General features: G+C 76.1%; 14 protein-coding genes. 3 read left to right on the top strand and 11 right to left on the bottom strand.

The features are described from left to right. Positions 1-10: 10 nt before the first annotated feature. Entirely contained in the window at positions 11-2,251 is a 2,241-nt protein-coding gene (gene scpA / locus CSPHI_RS06405; protein ID WP_075692006.1) for a methylmalonyl-CoA mutase, read from the bottom strand. A 6-nt stretch (positions 2,252-2,257) separates the two neighbouring features. Then, positions 2,258-4,126: a methylmalonyl-CoA mutase family protein gene (locus CSPHI_RS06400; protein WP_075692005.1), complete on the bottom strand. Its 1,869-nt coding sequence runs from the start codon at positions 4,124-4,126 to the stop codon at positions 2,258-2,260. 239 nt (positions 4,127-4,365) lie between these two features. Between CSPHI_RS06400 and CSPHI_RS06395 the strand changes: the two genes are divergently transcribed. Together CSPHI_RS06395 and CSPHI_RS06390 are read left to right on the top strand one after the other, a co-directional pair. Then, entirely contained in the window at positions 4,366-5,052 is a 687-nt protein-coding gene (locus CSPHI_RS06395) for a TVP38/TMEM64 family protein (protein ID WP_245803279.1), read from the top strand. Positions 5,053-5,061: 9 nt separating this feature from the next. Then, complete coding sequence (locus tag CSPHI_RS06390; protein WP_075692004.1) at positions 5,062-5,637, top strand: DNA-binding protein; 576 nt, start codon at positions 5,062-5,064, stop codon at positions 5,635-5,637. Here the strand turns inward: CSPHI_RS06390 and CSPHI_RS06385 are convergent. From CSPHI_RS06385 to CSPHI_RS06375, 3 genes are all read right to left on the bottom strand, one after another. After that, a complete protein-coding gene (locus CSPHI_RS06385) occupies positions 5,634-6,833 on the bottom strand; it encodes an SPFH domain-containing protein (protein ID WP_425429741.1) in 1,200 nt (399 codons plus the stop codon). The two genes, CSPHI_RS06390 and CSPHI_RS06385, sit on opposite strands and share 4 nt — an antisense overlap. A gap of 67 nt (positions 6,834-6,900) precedes the next feature. Further along, a complete protein-coding gene (locus tag CSPHI_RS06380; protein ID WP_245803278.1) occupies positions 6,901-7,341 on the bottom strand; it encodes an NfeD family protein in 441 nt (146 codons plus the stop codon). 42 nt (positions 7,342-7,383) lie between these two features. Beyond that, entirely contained in the window at positions 7,384-8,232 is an 849-nt protein-coding gene (locus CSPHI_RS06375; RefSeq protein WP_075692002.1) for a DUF3097 domain-containing protein, read from the bottom strand. 26 nt (positions 8,233-8,258) lie between these two features. Here CSPHI_RS06375 and CSPHI_RS06370 point away from each other — a divergent pair, with 26 nt between their 5' ends. After that, complete coding sequence (locus tag CSPHI_RS06370) at positions 8,259-9,077, top strand: hypothetical protein (protein ID WP_075692001.1); 819 nt, start codon at positions 8,259-8,261, stop codon at positions 9,075-9,077. On the opposite strand, the gene CSPHI_RS06365 is transcribed toward CSPHI_RS06370, so the two are convergent. From CSPHI_RS06365 to CSPHI_RS06340, 6 genes are all read right to left on the bottom strand, one after another. Beyond that, positions 9,074-10,231, bottom strand: a complete 1,158-nt coding sequence (locus CSPHI_RS06365; RefSeq protein ID WP_084210284.1) for a ferrochelatase — start codon at positions 10,229-10,231, stop codon at positions 9,074-9,076. The genes CSPHI_RS06370 and CSPHI_RS06365 overlap by 4 nt on opposite strands. Before the next feature lie 41 nt (positions 10,232-10,272). Beyond that, positions 10,273-11,241, bottom strand: coding sequence for a VWA domain-containing protein (locus CSPHI_RS06360; protein ID WP_075692000.1), 969 nt, complete (start codon positions 11,239-11,241; stop codon positions 10,273-10,275). Continuing rightward, the gene (locus CSPHI_RS06355) at positions 11,241-12,110 is read right to left on the bottom strand and encodes a DUF58 domain-containing protein (RefSeq protein ID WP_075691999.1); all 870 of its coding nucleotides are present in this window, start codon (positions 12,108-12,110) and stop codon (positions 11,241-11,243) included. Before CSPHI_RS06355 ends, CSPHI_RS06360 begins: the two co-directional genes overlap by 1 nt. Position 12,111: 1 nt before the next feature. Continuing rightward, positions 12,112-13,095, bottom strand: a complete 984-nt coding sequence (locus CSPHI_RS06350) for an AAA family ATPase (protein ID WP_075691998.1) — start codon at positions 13,093-13,095, stop codon at positions 12,112-12,114. 103 nt (positions 13,096-13,198) lie between these two features. Then, complete coding sequence (locus tag CSPHI_RS06345) at positions 13,199-14,791, bottom strand: NlpC/P60 family protein (RefSeq protein WP_075691997.1); 1,593 nt, start codon at positions 14,789-14,791, stop codon at positions 13,199-13,201. Between the two features lie 454 nt (positions 14,792-15,245). Further along, on the bottom strand, positions 15,246-15,752 hold the full coding sequence (locus CSPHI_RS06340; protein WP_075691996.1) for an Rv1476 family membrane protein: 507 nt from the start codon (positions 15,750-15,752) through the stop codon (positions 15,246-15,248). Between the last annotated feature and the right edge of the window lie 81 nt (positions 15,753-15,833).

Below are 15,833 nucleotides of genomic sequence, written 5' to 3'. Positions count from 1 at the left end.
CCGGCCCCCGTCAGCCCGCCGCCCCGGCCGGCGCGGCCGCGTCCGGGGCGGGCACGTCCAGGCCCAGGGAGTCCGCGAGCTTGCCGATGAGATCCACCGCGCAATCGGCGATCACGGTGCCCGGCGGGTAGATCGCCGCCGCCCCGGACTCGTAGAGCTCCGCGAAGTCGCCGGGCGGGATCACCCCGCCGACGACGATCATGATGTCCTCCCGGCCGAGCTCGGCGAGCTCCGCGCGCAGCTCCGGGACCAGGGTGAGGTGCCCGGCGGCCAGCGAGGACACGCCCACCACGTGCACGTCGGCGTCCACCGCGGAGCGCGCCGCCTCCGCCGGGGTCTGGAACAGCGGCCCGACGTCGACGTCCATGCCCAGGTCCGCGTAGGCCGAGGCGATCACCTTCTGGCCCCGGTCATGGCCGTCCTGGCCCATCTTCGCCAGGTAGATCCGGGGCCGGCGGCCCTCCTGCTCGGCGAAGCGCTCCGCCATCGCCATCGCCGCCGCGACATTGGACTGCACGCCGCCCACGCCGACCTCCTCCTTGTACACGCCCGACAGGGTGCGGATCTCGGCCTGGTGCCGGCCGAACACCTCCTCCATGGCATCGGAGATCTCCCCGATGGAGGCCATGGCGCGGGCGCAGTCCACGGCCAGCTTGAGCAGGTTCTGGCCCAGGTCCCCGGGCTCGCCCGGGGTGCGGCAGGCCTCGGTGAGCCGGGCCAGCGCCGCCCGGCAGGCCCCCTCGTCGCGTTCGGCGCGCAGCCGGGCGAGCTTCTCGTGCTGCTCGGCGCGCACCCGCGAGTTCTCCACCTTGAGCACCTCGATCTCCTCGTCGGCGTCGGTGCGGTACTTGTTGACGCCGATGAGGGCCTGCCGGCCGGAGTCGATCCGGGCCTGGGTGCGCGCGGCGGCCTCCTCGATGCGCAGCTTGGGGATGCCCTCCCCGGTGGCCTGGGCCATGCCGCCGGCCTCCTCCACCTCCCGGATGTGCTCCCGGGCGCGTTCGGCGAGCTCGTGGGTGAGCGCCTCCACGTAGTAGGAGCCGCCCCAGGGGTCCACCGGGCGGATGGTGCCGGACTCCTGCTGCAGCAGCAGCTGGGTGTTGCGCGCGATCCGGGCGGAGAAGTCGGTGGGCAGCGCCAGCGCCTCGTCGAGGGCGTTGGTGTGCAGCGACTGGGTGTGGCCCTGGGTGGCGGCCATCGCCTCGATGCAGGTGCGCGCCACGTTGTTGTAGACGTCCTGGGCGGTCAGCGACCAGCCGGAGGTCTGCGAGTGGGTGCGCAGCGAGCGTGATTTCGGGGAGGCCGGGTCGAAGCCGGCGACCAGCTCCGCCCAGAGCAGCCGGCCGGCGCGCAGTTTCGCGATCTCGGTGAAGGTGTTCATCGAGATGCCCCAGAAGAAGGACAGCCGGGGGGCGAACTCGTCGATCTTCAGGCCCGCGGCCAGGCCCGCCCGGATGTACTCCAGGCCGTCGGCGAGGGTGTAGGCCAGCTCCAGGTCGGCGGTCGCCCCGGCCTCCTGGATGTGGTAGCCGGAGATCGAGATGGAGTTGAACTTCGGCATCATCCGCGAGGTGTACTCGAAGATGGAGGAGATGATCCGCATCGACGGCTGCGGCGGGTAGATGTAGGTGTTGCGGACCATGAACTCCTTGAGGATGTCGTTCTGGACCGTGCCGCGCAGCTGCTCCGGGGGCACCCCCTGCTCCTCCGCGGCGACGATGTACATCGCCATCACCGGCAGGATCGCCCCGTTCATGGTCATCGACACGCTCACCGCGCCCAGGTCGATGCCCTCGAAGAGCTGGCGCATGTCGTAGATGGAGTCCACCGCCACCCCGGCCATGCCCACATCGCCCTGCACCCGGGGGTTGTCCGAGTCGTAGCCGCGGTGGGTGGCCAGGTCGAAGGCGACGGAGAGGCCCTTCTGCCCGGCGGCGAGGTTGCGCCGGTAGAAGGCGTTGGACTCCGCGGCGGTGGAGAAGCCCGCGTACTGGCGGATCGTCCACGGCTGGTTGGTGTACATCGTCGGGTAGGGCCCGCGCATGAACGGGGGCATGCCGGGGAAGGAGTCCACCGGGTGCCCGGCCGCGGCGGCGGCCTCCCGGTCGGCCCGGCGGTACACCCGGCGCACGTCGATGCCCTCCGGGATGGTCCAGGTCGCCCCCGCGCCGGCGTCGGCTGCGGCAGCGTCCTCGGCCGCGGTCTCCGGGGAGAGCCGCGGCACCTCTGCGAAATTGGGGATTGCGCTCATGGCGGATCAGGCTCCCAGGGTGTCCAGCAGCCGCGTCAGCTCCGCGACCGCGTCGATGGTCAGGGTGAGGTGGCCGTCCGGGGCCCCGCCGGGCGGGGCGCCCTCGAAGGGCGTCGGCGGCCCGGCGACGAGCACCTCCGCGGCCCCGGCGGCGCGGGCGGCGGCCACCGCCGCGGCGCCGTGCTCGGCGTATTCGGCGTCGGCGCCGCAGAGCACCACCACCGGGCCGGCCGCGGCGGCCTCGGCGAACCCGGGCTCGCCCGGGGTGACCTGGCCGGGGTTGACCGCCTCGATCCCGCCGGCGGCGAGCAGGTTGGTCGCGAAGCCGGTGCGCGCGTTGTGCTTGGCCAGCGGGCCCAGCGGCAGCAGCGTGATCCGGGGGCGCCGCCCGGTGGCGGCGAGATGGTCGTCGGAGCGGTCCCGCAGCGCCTCGAAATCGGCGGCGTAGCGGCGGATCGGGGCCTCGGCGGGCCGGGCCTCCGGCGGCAGCGGCGCCTCGGCGAGGTTCGGGAACTCGTTGATCGCGGTGATCTTGAAGCGGCGGTGCGCGATATCGGCGCGGCGGGCGGCGTGGGTGGCGTCGATCCGGGATCGGATGAGCTCCTCGGCGGCGGCGAAGCCGCCGGCGGCCTCCACCTCGGCGAAGGCGGCCCAGGCGCGCTCGGCGAGGGATTCGGTGAGCTCCTCGACGTAGTAGGAGCCGCCGGCCGGGTCCACCACGAAGCCCAGGTGCGACTCCTCCAGCAGCAGCAGGTTGGCGTTGCGCGCGATCCGGGCGGCGAAGCCGGCGGTGACCCCGGGTTGGCCGCCGGCGATGGCGTGGTCGAAGGGCAGCACCTCGACGGTGTCCGCGCCGCCGACCCCGGCGGCGAAGGCGGCCACGGTGCCGCGCAGCATGTTCACCCAGGGGTCCCGCCGGGTGAACATCACCGGGGCGGTCACCGCGTGCATCGGGGCCCGGCCCGCCTCGGCGGCGCCGAGCACCTCCGCGACCCGCGCCCACAGGGTGCGCGCGGCGCGGAACTTCGCGATGGTCGGGAACTGGTCGTCGCCGGCGGCGAAGCGGAAGGAGATCTGGGCCAGCGCCGCCGCCGGGGTCATCCCGGCGTCGGTGAGCGCCCGCACGTAGTCCACCCCGGCGGCCAGGGCGAAGCCGACCTCCTCGGCGTCGGAGGCGCCGAGATCGGACAGCGCCACCGCGTCGACGAGCAGGGCGCGCTCCCGCCCCGGGCGCTCCGCGGCGGCGCGGGCCAGCGCCACCGCCTCGGCGAGGTCGGGCTCCCGGGTGCCGGCGTAGCCGGCGGTCAGCGGGGCCGCGCCGAGCTCCACGCGCAGCGCCTCCGGGTCGGCCGGGTCGGCGGCGTCGATGAAGGCGTGCAGCGCCTCGGCGGCCTCGCCGACCCGGTCCCCGGCGGCCAGGGTGATGGCCGCCAGATCCGGGTACACCCCGGCCAGGGCGGCGCCGATGTCCCCGGGGCCGAGGTCGCCGCGCAGCTCCAGCCGAAGATCGGTGGTGCCGTTGGTCAGCGCGTCCAGGATGGCGGCGTTGACCCGCGCGGGCGCGGCGCCGCCGGTGCCGAAGCTCTCCCGCACCCCCCAGCCGGCGCGTTCGGCCGGCCGCACCACCGCGGCCCGGGTGTAGGGGAAGGCCCCCGGCGCCGGGGCCTCCGGCAGGTCGTCGCCGCGGGTGTACAGCGGCCGGATCTCGATCCCGTCGTAGGTGGTGACCACCAGCTTGCGCCACACGTCCCGGGGCACGTCGGCCAGGTCGCGGCGCTGCACCCGGGCGAAGACCCCGGCCACCGCCTCATACCAGGCCTCCCGGCGGTCGTCGAAATCCGGCGGCAGGCCGGCGGGGGGCTTCGTCTCAGTCACGGCGGACCGTCTCCTCGCATGTTCGCGGTCCCCGCCGCGCCTCCCCGGCGCGGGTGCGACCGTCCGCGCGGGGGCCGGGCGGAGGACCTCCTCCACTTAGCCGCCGATCGGCGCCGCCGGGCCCGGGGCCGGACGTCGCCCACCGACGCCCCCCATCGTAGTTGCTCGCCCGAAATCGCCCCGCCCGCCGCGCGCGGCCCCGCCCGGGCCGCCCCGAAAGAGGGGTAGCCTGTCGCTCCGTGCCCCCGATCCGCCGCCGCCCCCGCCCGCGCGCCCTCGCCGCGGCCGCGGCGCTGTTCGCCCTGGCGGGGATCGCAGCCTGGCTGGGGGCGCCCTCCCCGGAGCGGGTGCGCGCCTGGGCGGAGGCCGCCGGGGCCTGGTTCCCCCTGGCCTTCTTCGCCGCCTACGTGGCGATCACCCAGTTCCCGGTGCCGCGCACGGTGCTCACCCTCTCCGCGGGGCTGCTCTTCGGCCCGGTCGCCGGCACCGCGCTGGCGATCGCGGCCACCGGGGCCTCCGCGGCGCTGTCGCTGACCCTGGTGCGCGCCCTGGCCCGGGACTGGGTGCGCGAGCGGGTGTCCGGGCCGCTGGTGGCGGAGGTGGACCGCCGGCTGCGTGCCCGCGGCTGGTTGGCGGTGGGTTCGCTGCGGCTCATCGCCGGGGTGCCCTTCTCGCTGCTGAACTACGCCTGCGCGCTCACCGCGATCCGGCTGGGCCCCTTCGTCGCGGCCACCGTGGTCGGCTCCGCCCCGGGCACCGCCGCCGGGGTCGCCTTCGGCGACGCGCTCACCGGCGGGGTGGATCCGCGGCTGTGGGCGGCGGCCGCCGCTTTGGTCGCCCTCGGCGTGGCGGGGCTGGTGCTGGAGGCCCGGCTGCCGGTGCCGGCGGCCCCCGGGCCGGACCCGGCGGTCAAGCCGGAGGGGTAGACTGGACGCATGTTCGCCGTGCATGCCAGATACCGGGGCCGGGATCGTCGCCGCGCCGAGCTGGTCGCCGCCTCCGCGGCGGCGCTCACCGGCCTCGACGGGGTCGGCGAGGTGCGGGTGGCCGGGGTGGAGGAGCTCACCGCCGCCCCGGAGACCCCGGTGGGGGTGACCACCCTGGTGCTGGCGCTGCTCGCCGCCGGGGACTGGGCGGTGGGCGTGGGGGTCGCCCCGGCCGCCGGGGCGGCCGCCGCCGCGGACGCGGCCGCCGGGGCGCTGGGCCCGGGCGGCCGGCCGGGGCTGGTGCGGGTGCGGGTGCGCGGCGATGATCCGGCCGCCGCGGACGCCGCCGCGGACGTCGCCGCGGCGTTCACCCTGCTGCAGCACGTGATCTCCCGGCGCTCCGCGCAGGGCCGGGAGGCCACCGGGCTGATGCGCGCGGGGCTGACCCAGGTGGAGGCCGCCGCGGAGCTGGGGGTGAGCAAGCAGGCGGTGAACCAGCGCCTGGCGGCGGCCGGCTGGGCCGCCGAGGAGGCCGGCTGGGCGCTGGCGGTGCACCTGCTGGAGCGCGCCGCGGCGCTGGGCTAGGCCTCCGGCCGGTCCTGCTCGCGGGGGGCGGGCAGCGGGTCCGGGGCCTGGTGCGGGGCCCGGGTCCAGGCGTCGTCCGGGGTGGGCGCGGCGAGGCCGCGGGTGGCCTCCGGTTCGGCGCCGGCCTCGGCGGGGTCCTTGCGGTTCTGCGCCGCATCGGCCACCGGGTCGGCCACCGGCCGGTTGGCGACCTCGTTGGCCGCGGCCACCGCCCGGGCGATCTCCGGGTTGGTGGACATGTCGAACCACTCCTCGGCGTCGTCGGCGGCCTCCTCGCGGACCCGCTCGCTGACCTCCGGGGCCTCGTAGCGGAACACCCCGTCCTCGTCGCGGTGTCCGAAGGCCCGGGCGAAGGACTCCAGGGAGTCGCCGAACTGGGCGGGCACCATCCACACCGAGTTGCCGTCCCGGTTCGCCAGCTCCGGCAGGGTCTCCAGGTAGCGCCAGGCCAGCACCTCGGGGGTCAGCTCGGAGGCCTTCACCGCCGCGTTGACCTTCCGGATCGCCCGGGCCTCGCCCTGGGCGTGCAGGTACTGTGCGGCGCGCTCGCCCTCGGCGCGCAGGATGGTGGCCTGCCGCTCCGCCTCGGCGGCGAGGATCGCGGCGTGCTTATCGCCCTCCGCGGAGAGGATCTGGGCCTGCTTGCGGCCCTCGGCGGTCTTGATCTCGGCCTCTCGGGTGCCCTCGGCGGTGAGGATCATGGCCCGCTTCTCCCGGTCCGCCTTCATCTGCTTCTCCATGGACTGCTGGATCGACGGCGGCGGGTCGATGGCCTTCAGCTCCACCCGGGCGATCCGCAGCCCCCAGTTCGCGGTGGCCTCGTCGAGGCTGCCGCGCAGCCGGCGGTTGATGTACTCCCGGGAGGTCAGGGTCTGCTCCAGGGTGAGCCCGCCGACGACGTCGCGCAGCGTGGCGGTGGTGATCTGCTCGATGCCGAAGATGTAGTCGCTGACCCCGTAGATGGCCCGGGCCGGGTCGTTGACCTGGAAGGTCACCACGGTGTCGATGGCGACGGTGAGGTTGTCCTCGGTGATCACCGCCTGCGGCGGGAAGGTGACCATCCGCTCGCGGGTGTCCACCTTCTCCCGCACCGTGTCGATGAAGGGGATGACGAAGGACAGTCCGGAGTTGAGGGTGCGGGTGTAGCGGCCCAGCCGCTCCACGATGGCGGATTCGCCCTGGCGGACGAGCACCATCGAGCGGGCGACGATGATCACCACCAGGGCGATGATGACGACGGTGAGTACGATTTCGGACACGGGGTCAGTGCACCTCCTGGTCGACGACGGCGGTGTTGCCGTCGACGTGGACCACGGTCACCCGGTCGCCGGGGCCGAAGGCGGCGCCCACCACGAGCGCACGCGCCGACCACAGCGAGCCGTCCACCCGGACGAGCCCGGAGAGGCCGTCGACGTCCTCGACGACCACCCCGGTGCGCCCGGCCAGCGCCCGGGTGCCGCCCTCGAGTTCCGCGGCCCGGTCGGGCGCCGCCATCCGGCGCCGCAGCGCGGGGCGCACGGCGATGAGCAGCAGGGCGGTGACCGCCGCGAAGACCACGGCGGCCGCCCAGGTGGGGGCGCCGGCGGTGGTGGCCCCGGCCGCGGCGAGCGCTCCCCCGCCGAGCATCAGCAGGGAGAGGTCGCCGAGCAGGAGCTCACCGCCGACGAGCGCGGCGGCGAGGAGAAGCCAGATGAGCGCGGACACGGCCACCAGGGTACGCATGATCCGCGGCCGGGACCGGGCGGATCAGGCCCCGGGCTCGGTGACGAAGTCGATGAGCCGCTCCACCGCGCCCAGCAGCGCCGGCTCCAGGTCCCGGAAACCGCGCACCGCGTCGCGCACCCGGGGCCAGCCCTCGGCCGGGTCCCCCCAGCCCAGCCGGGCGCACACCCCGGTCTTCCAGTCCTCCCCGCGGGGCACCTCCGGCCAGGCGGGGATGCCCACCGCGGCGGGTTTCACCGCCTGCCACACGTCGACGTAGGGGTGCCCGGTGACCAGCACATGCGGGCCCAGGCCCCGGGTCAGCCGGGCCTCCTTGGTGCCCTCGACGAGGTGGTCGGCGAGCACCCCGACCCGCCGGCCCGGCCCGGGCCGGAACTCGGCGAGCCGCGCCGCGAGGTTGTCCAGGCCCTCCAGGTGCTCCACCACCACCCCCTCCACCCGCAGGTCGTGGCCCCAGACCCGCTCCACGATGGCGGCGTCGTGGATGCCCTCCACCCAGATCCGGGAGGGCTGGGCCACCCGGGCGCGGAGATCGGCGACCCGCCGGGAGCCGGAGGCGGAGCGGTTCCGGCGCGGATCGGCGGCCGGCCGCGCCGGGGCGACCAGGGTGACCTCGGCGCCGTCGACGAGGAAGCCGCGCGGGCGCAGCGGGAACAGCCGCACCCGGCCGCGGCGGTCCTCCAGGCGCACGTGCTCGCCGCCGGGGGCGCGCTCGAAGCCGACCACCGCGCCCACCCAGCCGTCGTCGGCGACTTCGGCGACCAGCCCCGGTTCGGCGACCACCTCCGGCGCCGGCGGCGGGTTGCGCCGCGGATGCGCCCGCGCGCCGCGGCCGAGGATGTCCTGCCCGGAGTACCTGTCGTAACGGTCCATGGGCACCGAGACTAACCTGGCCCCCCATGGAGACGAGGGAGCTGGCCCGGGTGTGGCATCCGGCGCAGCATTGCGCGCTGTGGCTGGGCGCCTGGGCGACCGGGCACGCCGGCTGGGACCATGTGCTGGCCGCGTTGACCGCGCTCACCGGCCGCCAGGGCGTGGCCCTGGTCGACGCGGTGGTGCCGGAGGTGGTGGACCTCTCCGGGGATCCGGGGGCCGCCGGGCTGCTGCGCCTGGTGCGCGCCGTCGCCGGGGATCGGCCGCGCGGGCTGGCCGAGGAGCCGGTGGTGCGCCTGGTGCTCTCCGGGCCGGGCGACGCCCCGGCGCTGCCCGCGGACGCCCCGGTCGCGGCGGAGGCCCGGGCGGCGGGGGCGGCGGTGGTACTCGCCGACGCGGCGCCGGGCTGGCGGCATGTGCTGGTGCCGGCGCGCGCCCGCGGCGGGGTGGCCTGGCGCTGGCACAGCATCGAGGGCCCGCTGCCGGAGCCGGCGCACCTCTCCCCCGGCGAGGCGGATCTGCTGCTCGCCGAGGCCACCCGGGAGGCGGCCGCGGCGATCGCGGCCCGGTGCCCGGGCGGGGTCGCGGCGGGGGCGGATCCGGCGCTCACCGTGGGCCGGCTGGACGATCACCTGGATCTGGCGGAGACCCCGGCGGCGCTGCCGCGGCGGGCCGCCGGGCTGCTCGCCCGGGCGGATCGGGTCGCCGCGATCCTCGCCGGGGCGCGGGCGGCCGCCGGCGCCGCCGCCGACCCGGAGCTGGCCCGGCTGCACCGGCCGGTGCGGCTGGCTCGGATGGCGGCGGTGGATTACGCGGTGCGCACCTGGCAGGACGCCGCCGGCTAGGCGCCCGGGTGTCCGCCGGGGTGGCCGCCCGGGCGTCCGCCGGGGTGGCCGCCCGGGTGCCCGCCGGGATGGCCGCCCGGGTGGCCGGGGCGCTTCGGCGGCGTGCAGCACCGGGTGGCGCAGGGCTCGCCGTCGACGTTCGCGCCGTGCTGCGGCAGGGTGCCCAGCCGGCGCACCGGCAGCCCGTCGGTGCGCTCCCGGATGAGCTCCACCACCATCTCCGCGAACTCCTCGGTGGGGCCCGGGGTGGCGGAGCGCTCGATCACGATGTCGTGGTGGTCCATCTCGTCCTGCAGCTCCGAGTCGAGGTCCCAGGCCACCTCGATGTGATCGGAGATGAAGCCGATGGGGCACACCACCGCGGCGCGCAGCCCGTCCTCGCAGAGCTCCTCGACATGGTCGACCACGTCCGGCTCCAGCCAGGGCACCGAGGGCGGGCCGGAGCGGGACTGCCATACCACGTCGTATTCCGCGACCCCGACGGCCTCGGCGACGAGGCGGGCGGCCTCGGCGACCTGCCGGGAGTACAGCCGGGTGCCCTCCCCGGCGGGGCCGGAGGCGATGTCCGCGGAATCCGGGATGGAGTGCGCGGTGAAGATCAGCCGGGCCTCGCCGCGGCGGTCCTCGGGCAGTTTCGCGAAGGAGTCGCGCACGCCCTGGGCGAAGGCCTCGATGAACAGGGGGTGGTCGTGGAAGCCGCGGATCTTCTCCATCCGGATCGGCTCGAGTTTTCGTTCGGCGAGGTGCTCCCGGGCCCGCTCCAGGTCCTCGTGGTACTGCCGGCAGCCGGAGTAGCCGGCCCAGGCGGAGGTGGCGAAGACCAGGGCGCTGCGCACCCCGTCGGCGGCCATCTTCTCCACCGTGTCCTCGAGCATGGGGTGCCAGTTGCGGTTGCCGAAGTAGATCGGCATCCGGATCCCGCGGGCGTCCAGGGCCAGCCGGACATGGTCCATGATCTCCCGGTTGAGGTCGTTGAGCGGGGACTTGCCCCCGAAGTGCTTGTAGTGCGCGCCGACCTCGTCGAGGCGCTCCGGGGGGATCCCGCGGCCCCGGGTGACGTTCTCCAGGAAGGGCCGGACGTCCTCCATCTTCTCCGGTCCCCCGAAGGAGAGGAGCAGCAGTGCGTCGTAGTTGGCGTAGCTGGCGGCGGTCATGCCGGACAGTGTAGCCCCGCCCCCGCCGCCCGGGGCACGGGTTAGGGCGCCCTGCGCGCGTCGGCCGCCGCGGCGGCCGCGCCGAGGGCGGCCACCGCCAGTGCGGCGATGGTCCACGGCCGCGGATCCTCCTCCCGGCGCAGCTCCCAGCCGATGTCCTCGGCGAGGTCGGCGTAGGCCTCCTGCAGTTCGCCCGCGGTGCCCGCGGCGTGGAAGGCGCCGCCGGTGCGGGCGGCGATCTCGGCGAGGGAGGCGTCGTCGGTGGGCACCGGCACCCGCTCCCCGTCGATGATCACCGTGCCCTCGGCGGTGCCGAAGCTGATCGTGGACACCGGCACGCCCCGGCGGGCGGCCTCGTCGGCGGCGGTGTAGGCCCCGCGGGGGGCGTCCAGTTCGGCGGGGATGGTCTGCTTGCCGTCGGAGAGCAGCACCACCGAGGCAGGCGGCGGGCCCTGCCCGCCGGGCAGTGCCGCGTCGAGGGCCTCGACGGCCTCCAGGGCCGCCATGATCGCGTCCCCGGTGGCGGTGGCGGTGTCCAGCTGCGCCCCGGCCAGGGCGCGGGCCACCCGGTCGTGGTCGGTGGTCGGCGCCACCGGGGTGCGCGCCCGCCCGGAGAAGGTGACCAGGCCGACGTTGAGATCGGCGGGCAGGTCGGCGATGAAGTCGGCGCCGGCGGCCTTGGCGGCGCTGAGCCGGTCCGGGGCGACGTCGGCGGAGCCCATGGAGTAGCTGACGTCGACGACCAGCATCACCGTGGCCCGGTTGCGGGCCACCTTCGTCTCGCCCACCGGCCCGGCCAGGGCGATGGCCAGCAGCGCGGTGGCCGCCAGCAGCGCCGCCGCCGGGGCGTGGCGCAGCGGGGCCCGCCGGCCGCCGGCGACCCGGGCCAGGGTGGCGAGGTTGCCGAAGGGCAGCGCCCGGCGCCGGCCCCGGCGCGCCGCCGCCGCGTAGCCGGCGGCGAGCAGCGCGGCCGCGGCGATCCCGGCGAGCCAGGCGGGGTGCGCGAACATCAGCGCCGCCCCCGTCCCCGGGCCAGCTGCCGGGCCAGATCGGCCACCCAGTCGGAGTCGGTGCGCAGCTCCACCAGCCGGGCCCCGGCCCCGCGCAGCACCCGGGCCACCTCGGCGCGGTGCGCGAGCGCGGCGGCGGCGTAGTCGGCGCGCAGCCGCTCGTCGACCTCCACCTCGAGCACCCGGCCGTCCTCGGGGTCGGCCAGGGCCACCGGGCCGGCCCCGGGCAGCGCCTCGTCGGCGGGGTCGGTGAGCCGGATGGCGAGCACCTCCGCCCGGGCGGCGGCCACCCGCAGCGGGGCCGCCCAGTCCAGGGGGCCGAGGAAGTCGGAGACCACCACCACCAGCCCGGCCCGCGGGGCGCGGGCGCGCAGCGCGGCGAGATCGGCGGCCAGGGTGGCCCCGCCGCGGTGCTCGGCGACGGCGGCGAGCAGCCGGCGGGCGGCGCGCCGGCCGGACGCCGGGGGCAGCACCAGGGTCCCGGCGAGCAGGCCGGTGCGGTCGCCGGGGCCGTCGTTGAGCAGCGCCACCGCCGCGCAGGCGTCGAGCAGCAGATGCCGTTTGGTCAGCTCCCCCGCCCCGGCGTCCAGCCGGGCCGGCGCATCGGCGATCAGCCAGGCCTCCAGCTCGCGCTCCGCGATCGGGTCGCGCACCTGGGCCACCCCGGTGCGGGCGGTGGCCGGCCAGTCCATCAGCCGCACGTCATCGCCGGGCGCGTACTCCCGGGCGGCGTCGGGTTCGCTCCCCGGCCCCGGCCGAGCGGAGGGGAAGGAGCCGCGCAGCAGCCCGTCCAGGCGGCGGGTGACGGTGAGCTCCAGATGGCGCAGCAGCCGGGCCAGATCCGCGCCCCGGTCCACCGGCGCGGCCATCTCAGGCACCCGGGGCGGGCAGCCGCACCGAGGCGAGCACCCGCTGCACGAGCTGATCCGGGGTGACCTCGTCGGCGATGCCCTCGTAGCTGAGCACCAGCCGGTGCCGGAGCACATCGGGCAGCACGTCGACGACGTCCTCGGGGATGACGTAGTCCCGGCCGGCGAGCAGCGCGGTGGCCCGGGCCGCGGCGATGGCGCCCAGGGTGGCCCGCGGGGAGGCGCCGAAGGCGAGCTGGCGGTCCACGTCGACGAGATCGGCGCGCAGCGGGTTGCGGGTGAGCTCCACCACCGCCACCACGTAGTCGATCAGGCTGTGGTGCACGAACACCTCGCGGGTGGCGCGCTGCAGCGCCCGCATCCGGGCGGGGTCGAGCACCCGGCGGGCCCGGGGCGGCTCCCCGCCCATCCGGTAGACGATCTCGCGCTCCTCCGCCGGGGTGGGGTAGCCGACCAGGATATGCAGCAGGAAGCGGTCCCGCTGCGCCTCCGGCAGCGGGTAGACCCCCTGGTTCTCGATCGGGTTCTGGGTGGCCAGCACCAGGAAGGGGTCCGGCACCGCCAGGGTGGTTCCGCCGATGGAGACCTGGCGTTCGGCCATCACCTCCAGCAGCGCGGACTGCACCTTCGCCGGGGCCCGGTTGATCTCGTCGGCGAGCACCACGTTGGTCATCACCGGGCCGGGCTCCACGGTGAACTCCCCGGTGTCCTGGCGGAAGATCCGGGTGCCGGCGATGTCGGCGGGCACCAGGTCCGGGGTGAACTGGATGCGCCGGAAATCCCCGCCGACGGCGTCGGCGAAGGTGGACACGGCGAGGGTCTTGGCCACCCCGGGCACGCCCTCGACGAGCACGTGCCCCCCGGCGAGCATCGCCACCACCAGGCCGCGCAGCAGCCGGGACTGGCCGACCACCACGGTGCTCATCTCGGCGAGCAGCCGCCGCAGGTCCTCCGCGGCGGCCCCCGCCGGCTCTGCCTCGTTCATGGCCCGTGCGCCCTTCCTTCCTCCGATGCCCCGATCCTGCCCCCGACGACGGCGGCGCCCCGCGCCGGGGCGCGGGGCGCCGCCATCGCCCGGGGCGGGCCGGCTAGAGCAGCCGGACCACGTTGGGGGTCATGCCGTTGTACCGCACCTTGGAGATCTTGACGACCGAACCGGAGTGCGGGGCCTCGATCATGGTGCCGTCGCCGAGGTAGATGGCGACGTGGCCGTGCCCGTTGGGGCCCCAGAACAGCAGGTCGCCGCGCTGCATCTGGCTGACCGGGTAGTGGGTGCCGCGCTGGTACTGGTAGCCGGTGTAGTGCGGCAGGGTGATGCCCACCCCTGCGTAGGCGTAGAGGGTGAGCCCGGAGCAGTCGAAGCCGACCTTGTTGTAGTCGCCGTGCCGGTCGGCGGTGCCGCCGTCGCGGATGCCCTTGGTGGGCCCGCTGGCGTTGCCGCCGCCCCAGGCGTAGGGGGTGCCCAGCTGGGCCATGGCGCGGCTGATCACCTTCTCGATCTTGGCGGAGCGGGAGCCGGCGGCGGGGCTGGCGGACTCCGGGTCGGTGGGCGCGGCGGTCTGCGCCGGGGCGGTGGTCGCCCCCGACTCGCCGGTGCCGGAGTCGGCGGTGCCGGACCCGGTGCCGTCGGACTCGGTCGCGTCGGCCTCGGCGGTGCCGGACCCGGTGCCGTCGGACTCGGCGGTGCCGGTGTCGGCGGCGCCGGATTCGGTGACGTCGGCGGGGTCGTCGGACTCCCCGGTCGACTCGGTGCCGGTCGCGCCGGCGGTGTCCGAGCCGGTGGAGCCGGGCTCCCCGGCGGTTTCGGTGGTGGCGGCGTCGGAGTCGGCCCCGGCGGCGCGCTCCTCCGCGGCCTTTTCGGCGGCCTCCTCGCGGGCGGCCTCGGCGGCGGCCTCCGCGGCGGCGGCCTCGGCGCGCTTGCGCTCCTGCTCGTCCTCGTAGGCGGCCCGGTCCCGGTGCAGCTGGTCCACCGCGGCGCGCGCGGCCTCCAGCTGGGCGATCGCGGAATCGCGGGCGGCGCGGGCGCGCTCCAGATCGCCCTGCCGCTCGGCGAGCCGATCCTGGGCGGCGGCGAAGGCGGCCTCGGCATCGGACTTGCGGGCGGCGGCGGCCTCGGCGGCGGCGGCCGCCTCCCGGCCGGCCACGCGCAGCGCGGCCTCCAGGTTGGCGTCGCGGGTGCGCGCCCGGACCAGGTCCTCCAGGATGGCGCGCTGCTCATCGGCCTTGCGGCGCAGCACCGAGGCGCGCTCCAGGGCCTGGCCGACGTTGTCGGCGCCGCCGAGGGCGGAGCCGATGGTCTTGCCCTGGCGCATGATGGCCCGGGCCAGCTCGTTGAAGCGGCCCTGCTCCACGCGCAGCCGGGTGCGGGAGCCGTCGAGGTCGGCGCGGGCGGAGTCCACCGCGGCGCGGGCCCGATCGGCCTCCGCGTTGGCGCGGTCCAGGTCCACCATGGCGCGGTTGACGTCCTCGCGGACGCCGCCGAGCTCCAGCTCCAGATCGGCCAGGGAGCCCTCGGTCTCGGCGACCTGGCCGACCAGGGACTGCAGCACCCCGGCGGCGGAATCGGCCGCGCCCTGGGCGGCGGCGATCTCGGCGGGGTCCACGTTGCGTGGCTCGGCCGCGGCGAACTGGGCCTGGGAGGCGAACATGCCGGCCATCACGATGCCGGCGAGCGGGCGCATCCAGCGCCCCCTGCCACGGGGCGTACGGGGGTGTGCCACCAATGCTCCTTGCTGTAGCTGGGCACCCGGGGTCCCCGCGGCAGCTGCAACTTCCCCATTGCGACTGCGTCGGCGGTGATCCGGATGTCGGCGGGTGACCGCCCCACGAGTGCTCATGGGTCGATCCGTCGAACACCAGGCACGCTACGACACAAACGTCCCTGAAAACACAACAGTCACAGGAACATCCCCATTGCCGCCACCGGTTTTCACCAGCGGGGCGCCCGTGGCCTGCGCGGTTATCGATATCGCTTCGTTATGTGAGATTAGTCACAAATACGGTTAACCACGGCGTTGCGCCGCCTCCGGGTACGCCGAAACAAGTAGGGGGCCTTGTCCCGCGACAAGGCCGGCGACTTGACCCATCATCCGGGAATTCCGGTACCCCGGGGTCCCCGCGGGGCCCGGGCGCGGGTCACCGGCGGGTGCCGGCGGCGCCCCGGCGGGCCGCGGCGCGGGCGCGCAGCCACCACACCGTCGGCAGGAGGATCGCCAGCGCCAGCACCACCGCGGCCATCGCGTAGTTGATCTCCGACCAGGGGATGTGGTGCCCGGCGGCGGCCTCGACGAAGGCGTCCAGGCCCTCCGGGTAGTCCGGGGTGCTCATCATGTCGTACTCCCCGGCGGACAGCGCCGCGCGCGGCAGCTCCGTCGAGGAGGAGCCGCCGGCCAGCGGGGAGCGCACCACCACGGTGCCGCCGAGGTCGTCCACCAGCTTGTTCGCGATGTCATGGGCCTGGGAGGCCACCGGCAGCACATCGTCGATGACCACCACCCGCAGCTCCGGGACGCCGCGATCGGCGGCGGAGTCCACCACCGGGCGCAGCGCCGCCTCCAGCTCCGGGTTCGCGGCGGCGATGCCGTCGGCGGCGAGCTCCGCCCGGATCGCCGCCAGGTCGATGGCGGGGGTTGCGGCGTGCACGGGCCTCGGCCTCCTTCGCTCGATGCGGTCCGCGCCGGGGTCGCGCGGGTCTCCCCCGCCATCATGCCGCCCGGGCGGGGG

This window comes from Corynebacterium sphenisci DSM 44792, from assembly GCF_001941505.1.
Classification (GTDB): Bacteria; Actinomycetota; Actinomycetes; order Mycobacteriales; family Mycobacteriaceae; genus Corynebacterium; species Corynebacterium sphenisci.
This window is presented reverse-complemented; position numbering and strand designations above follow the sequence as displayed.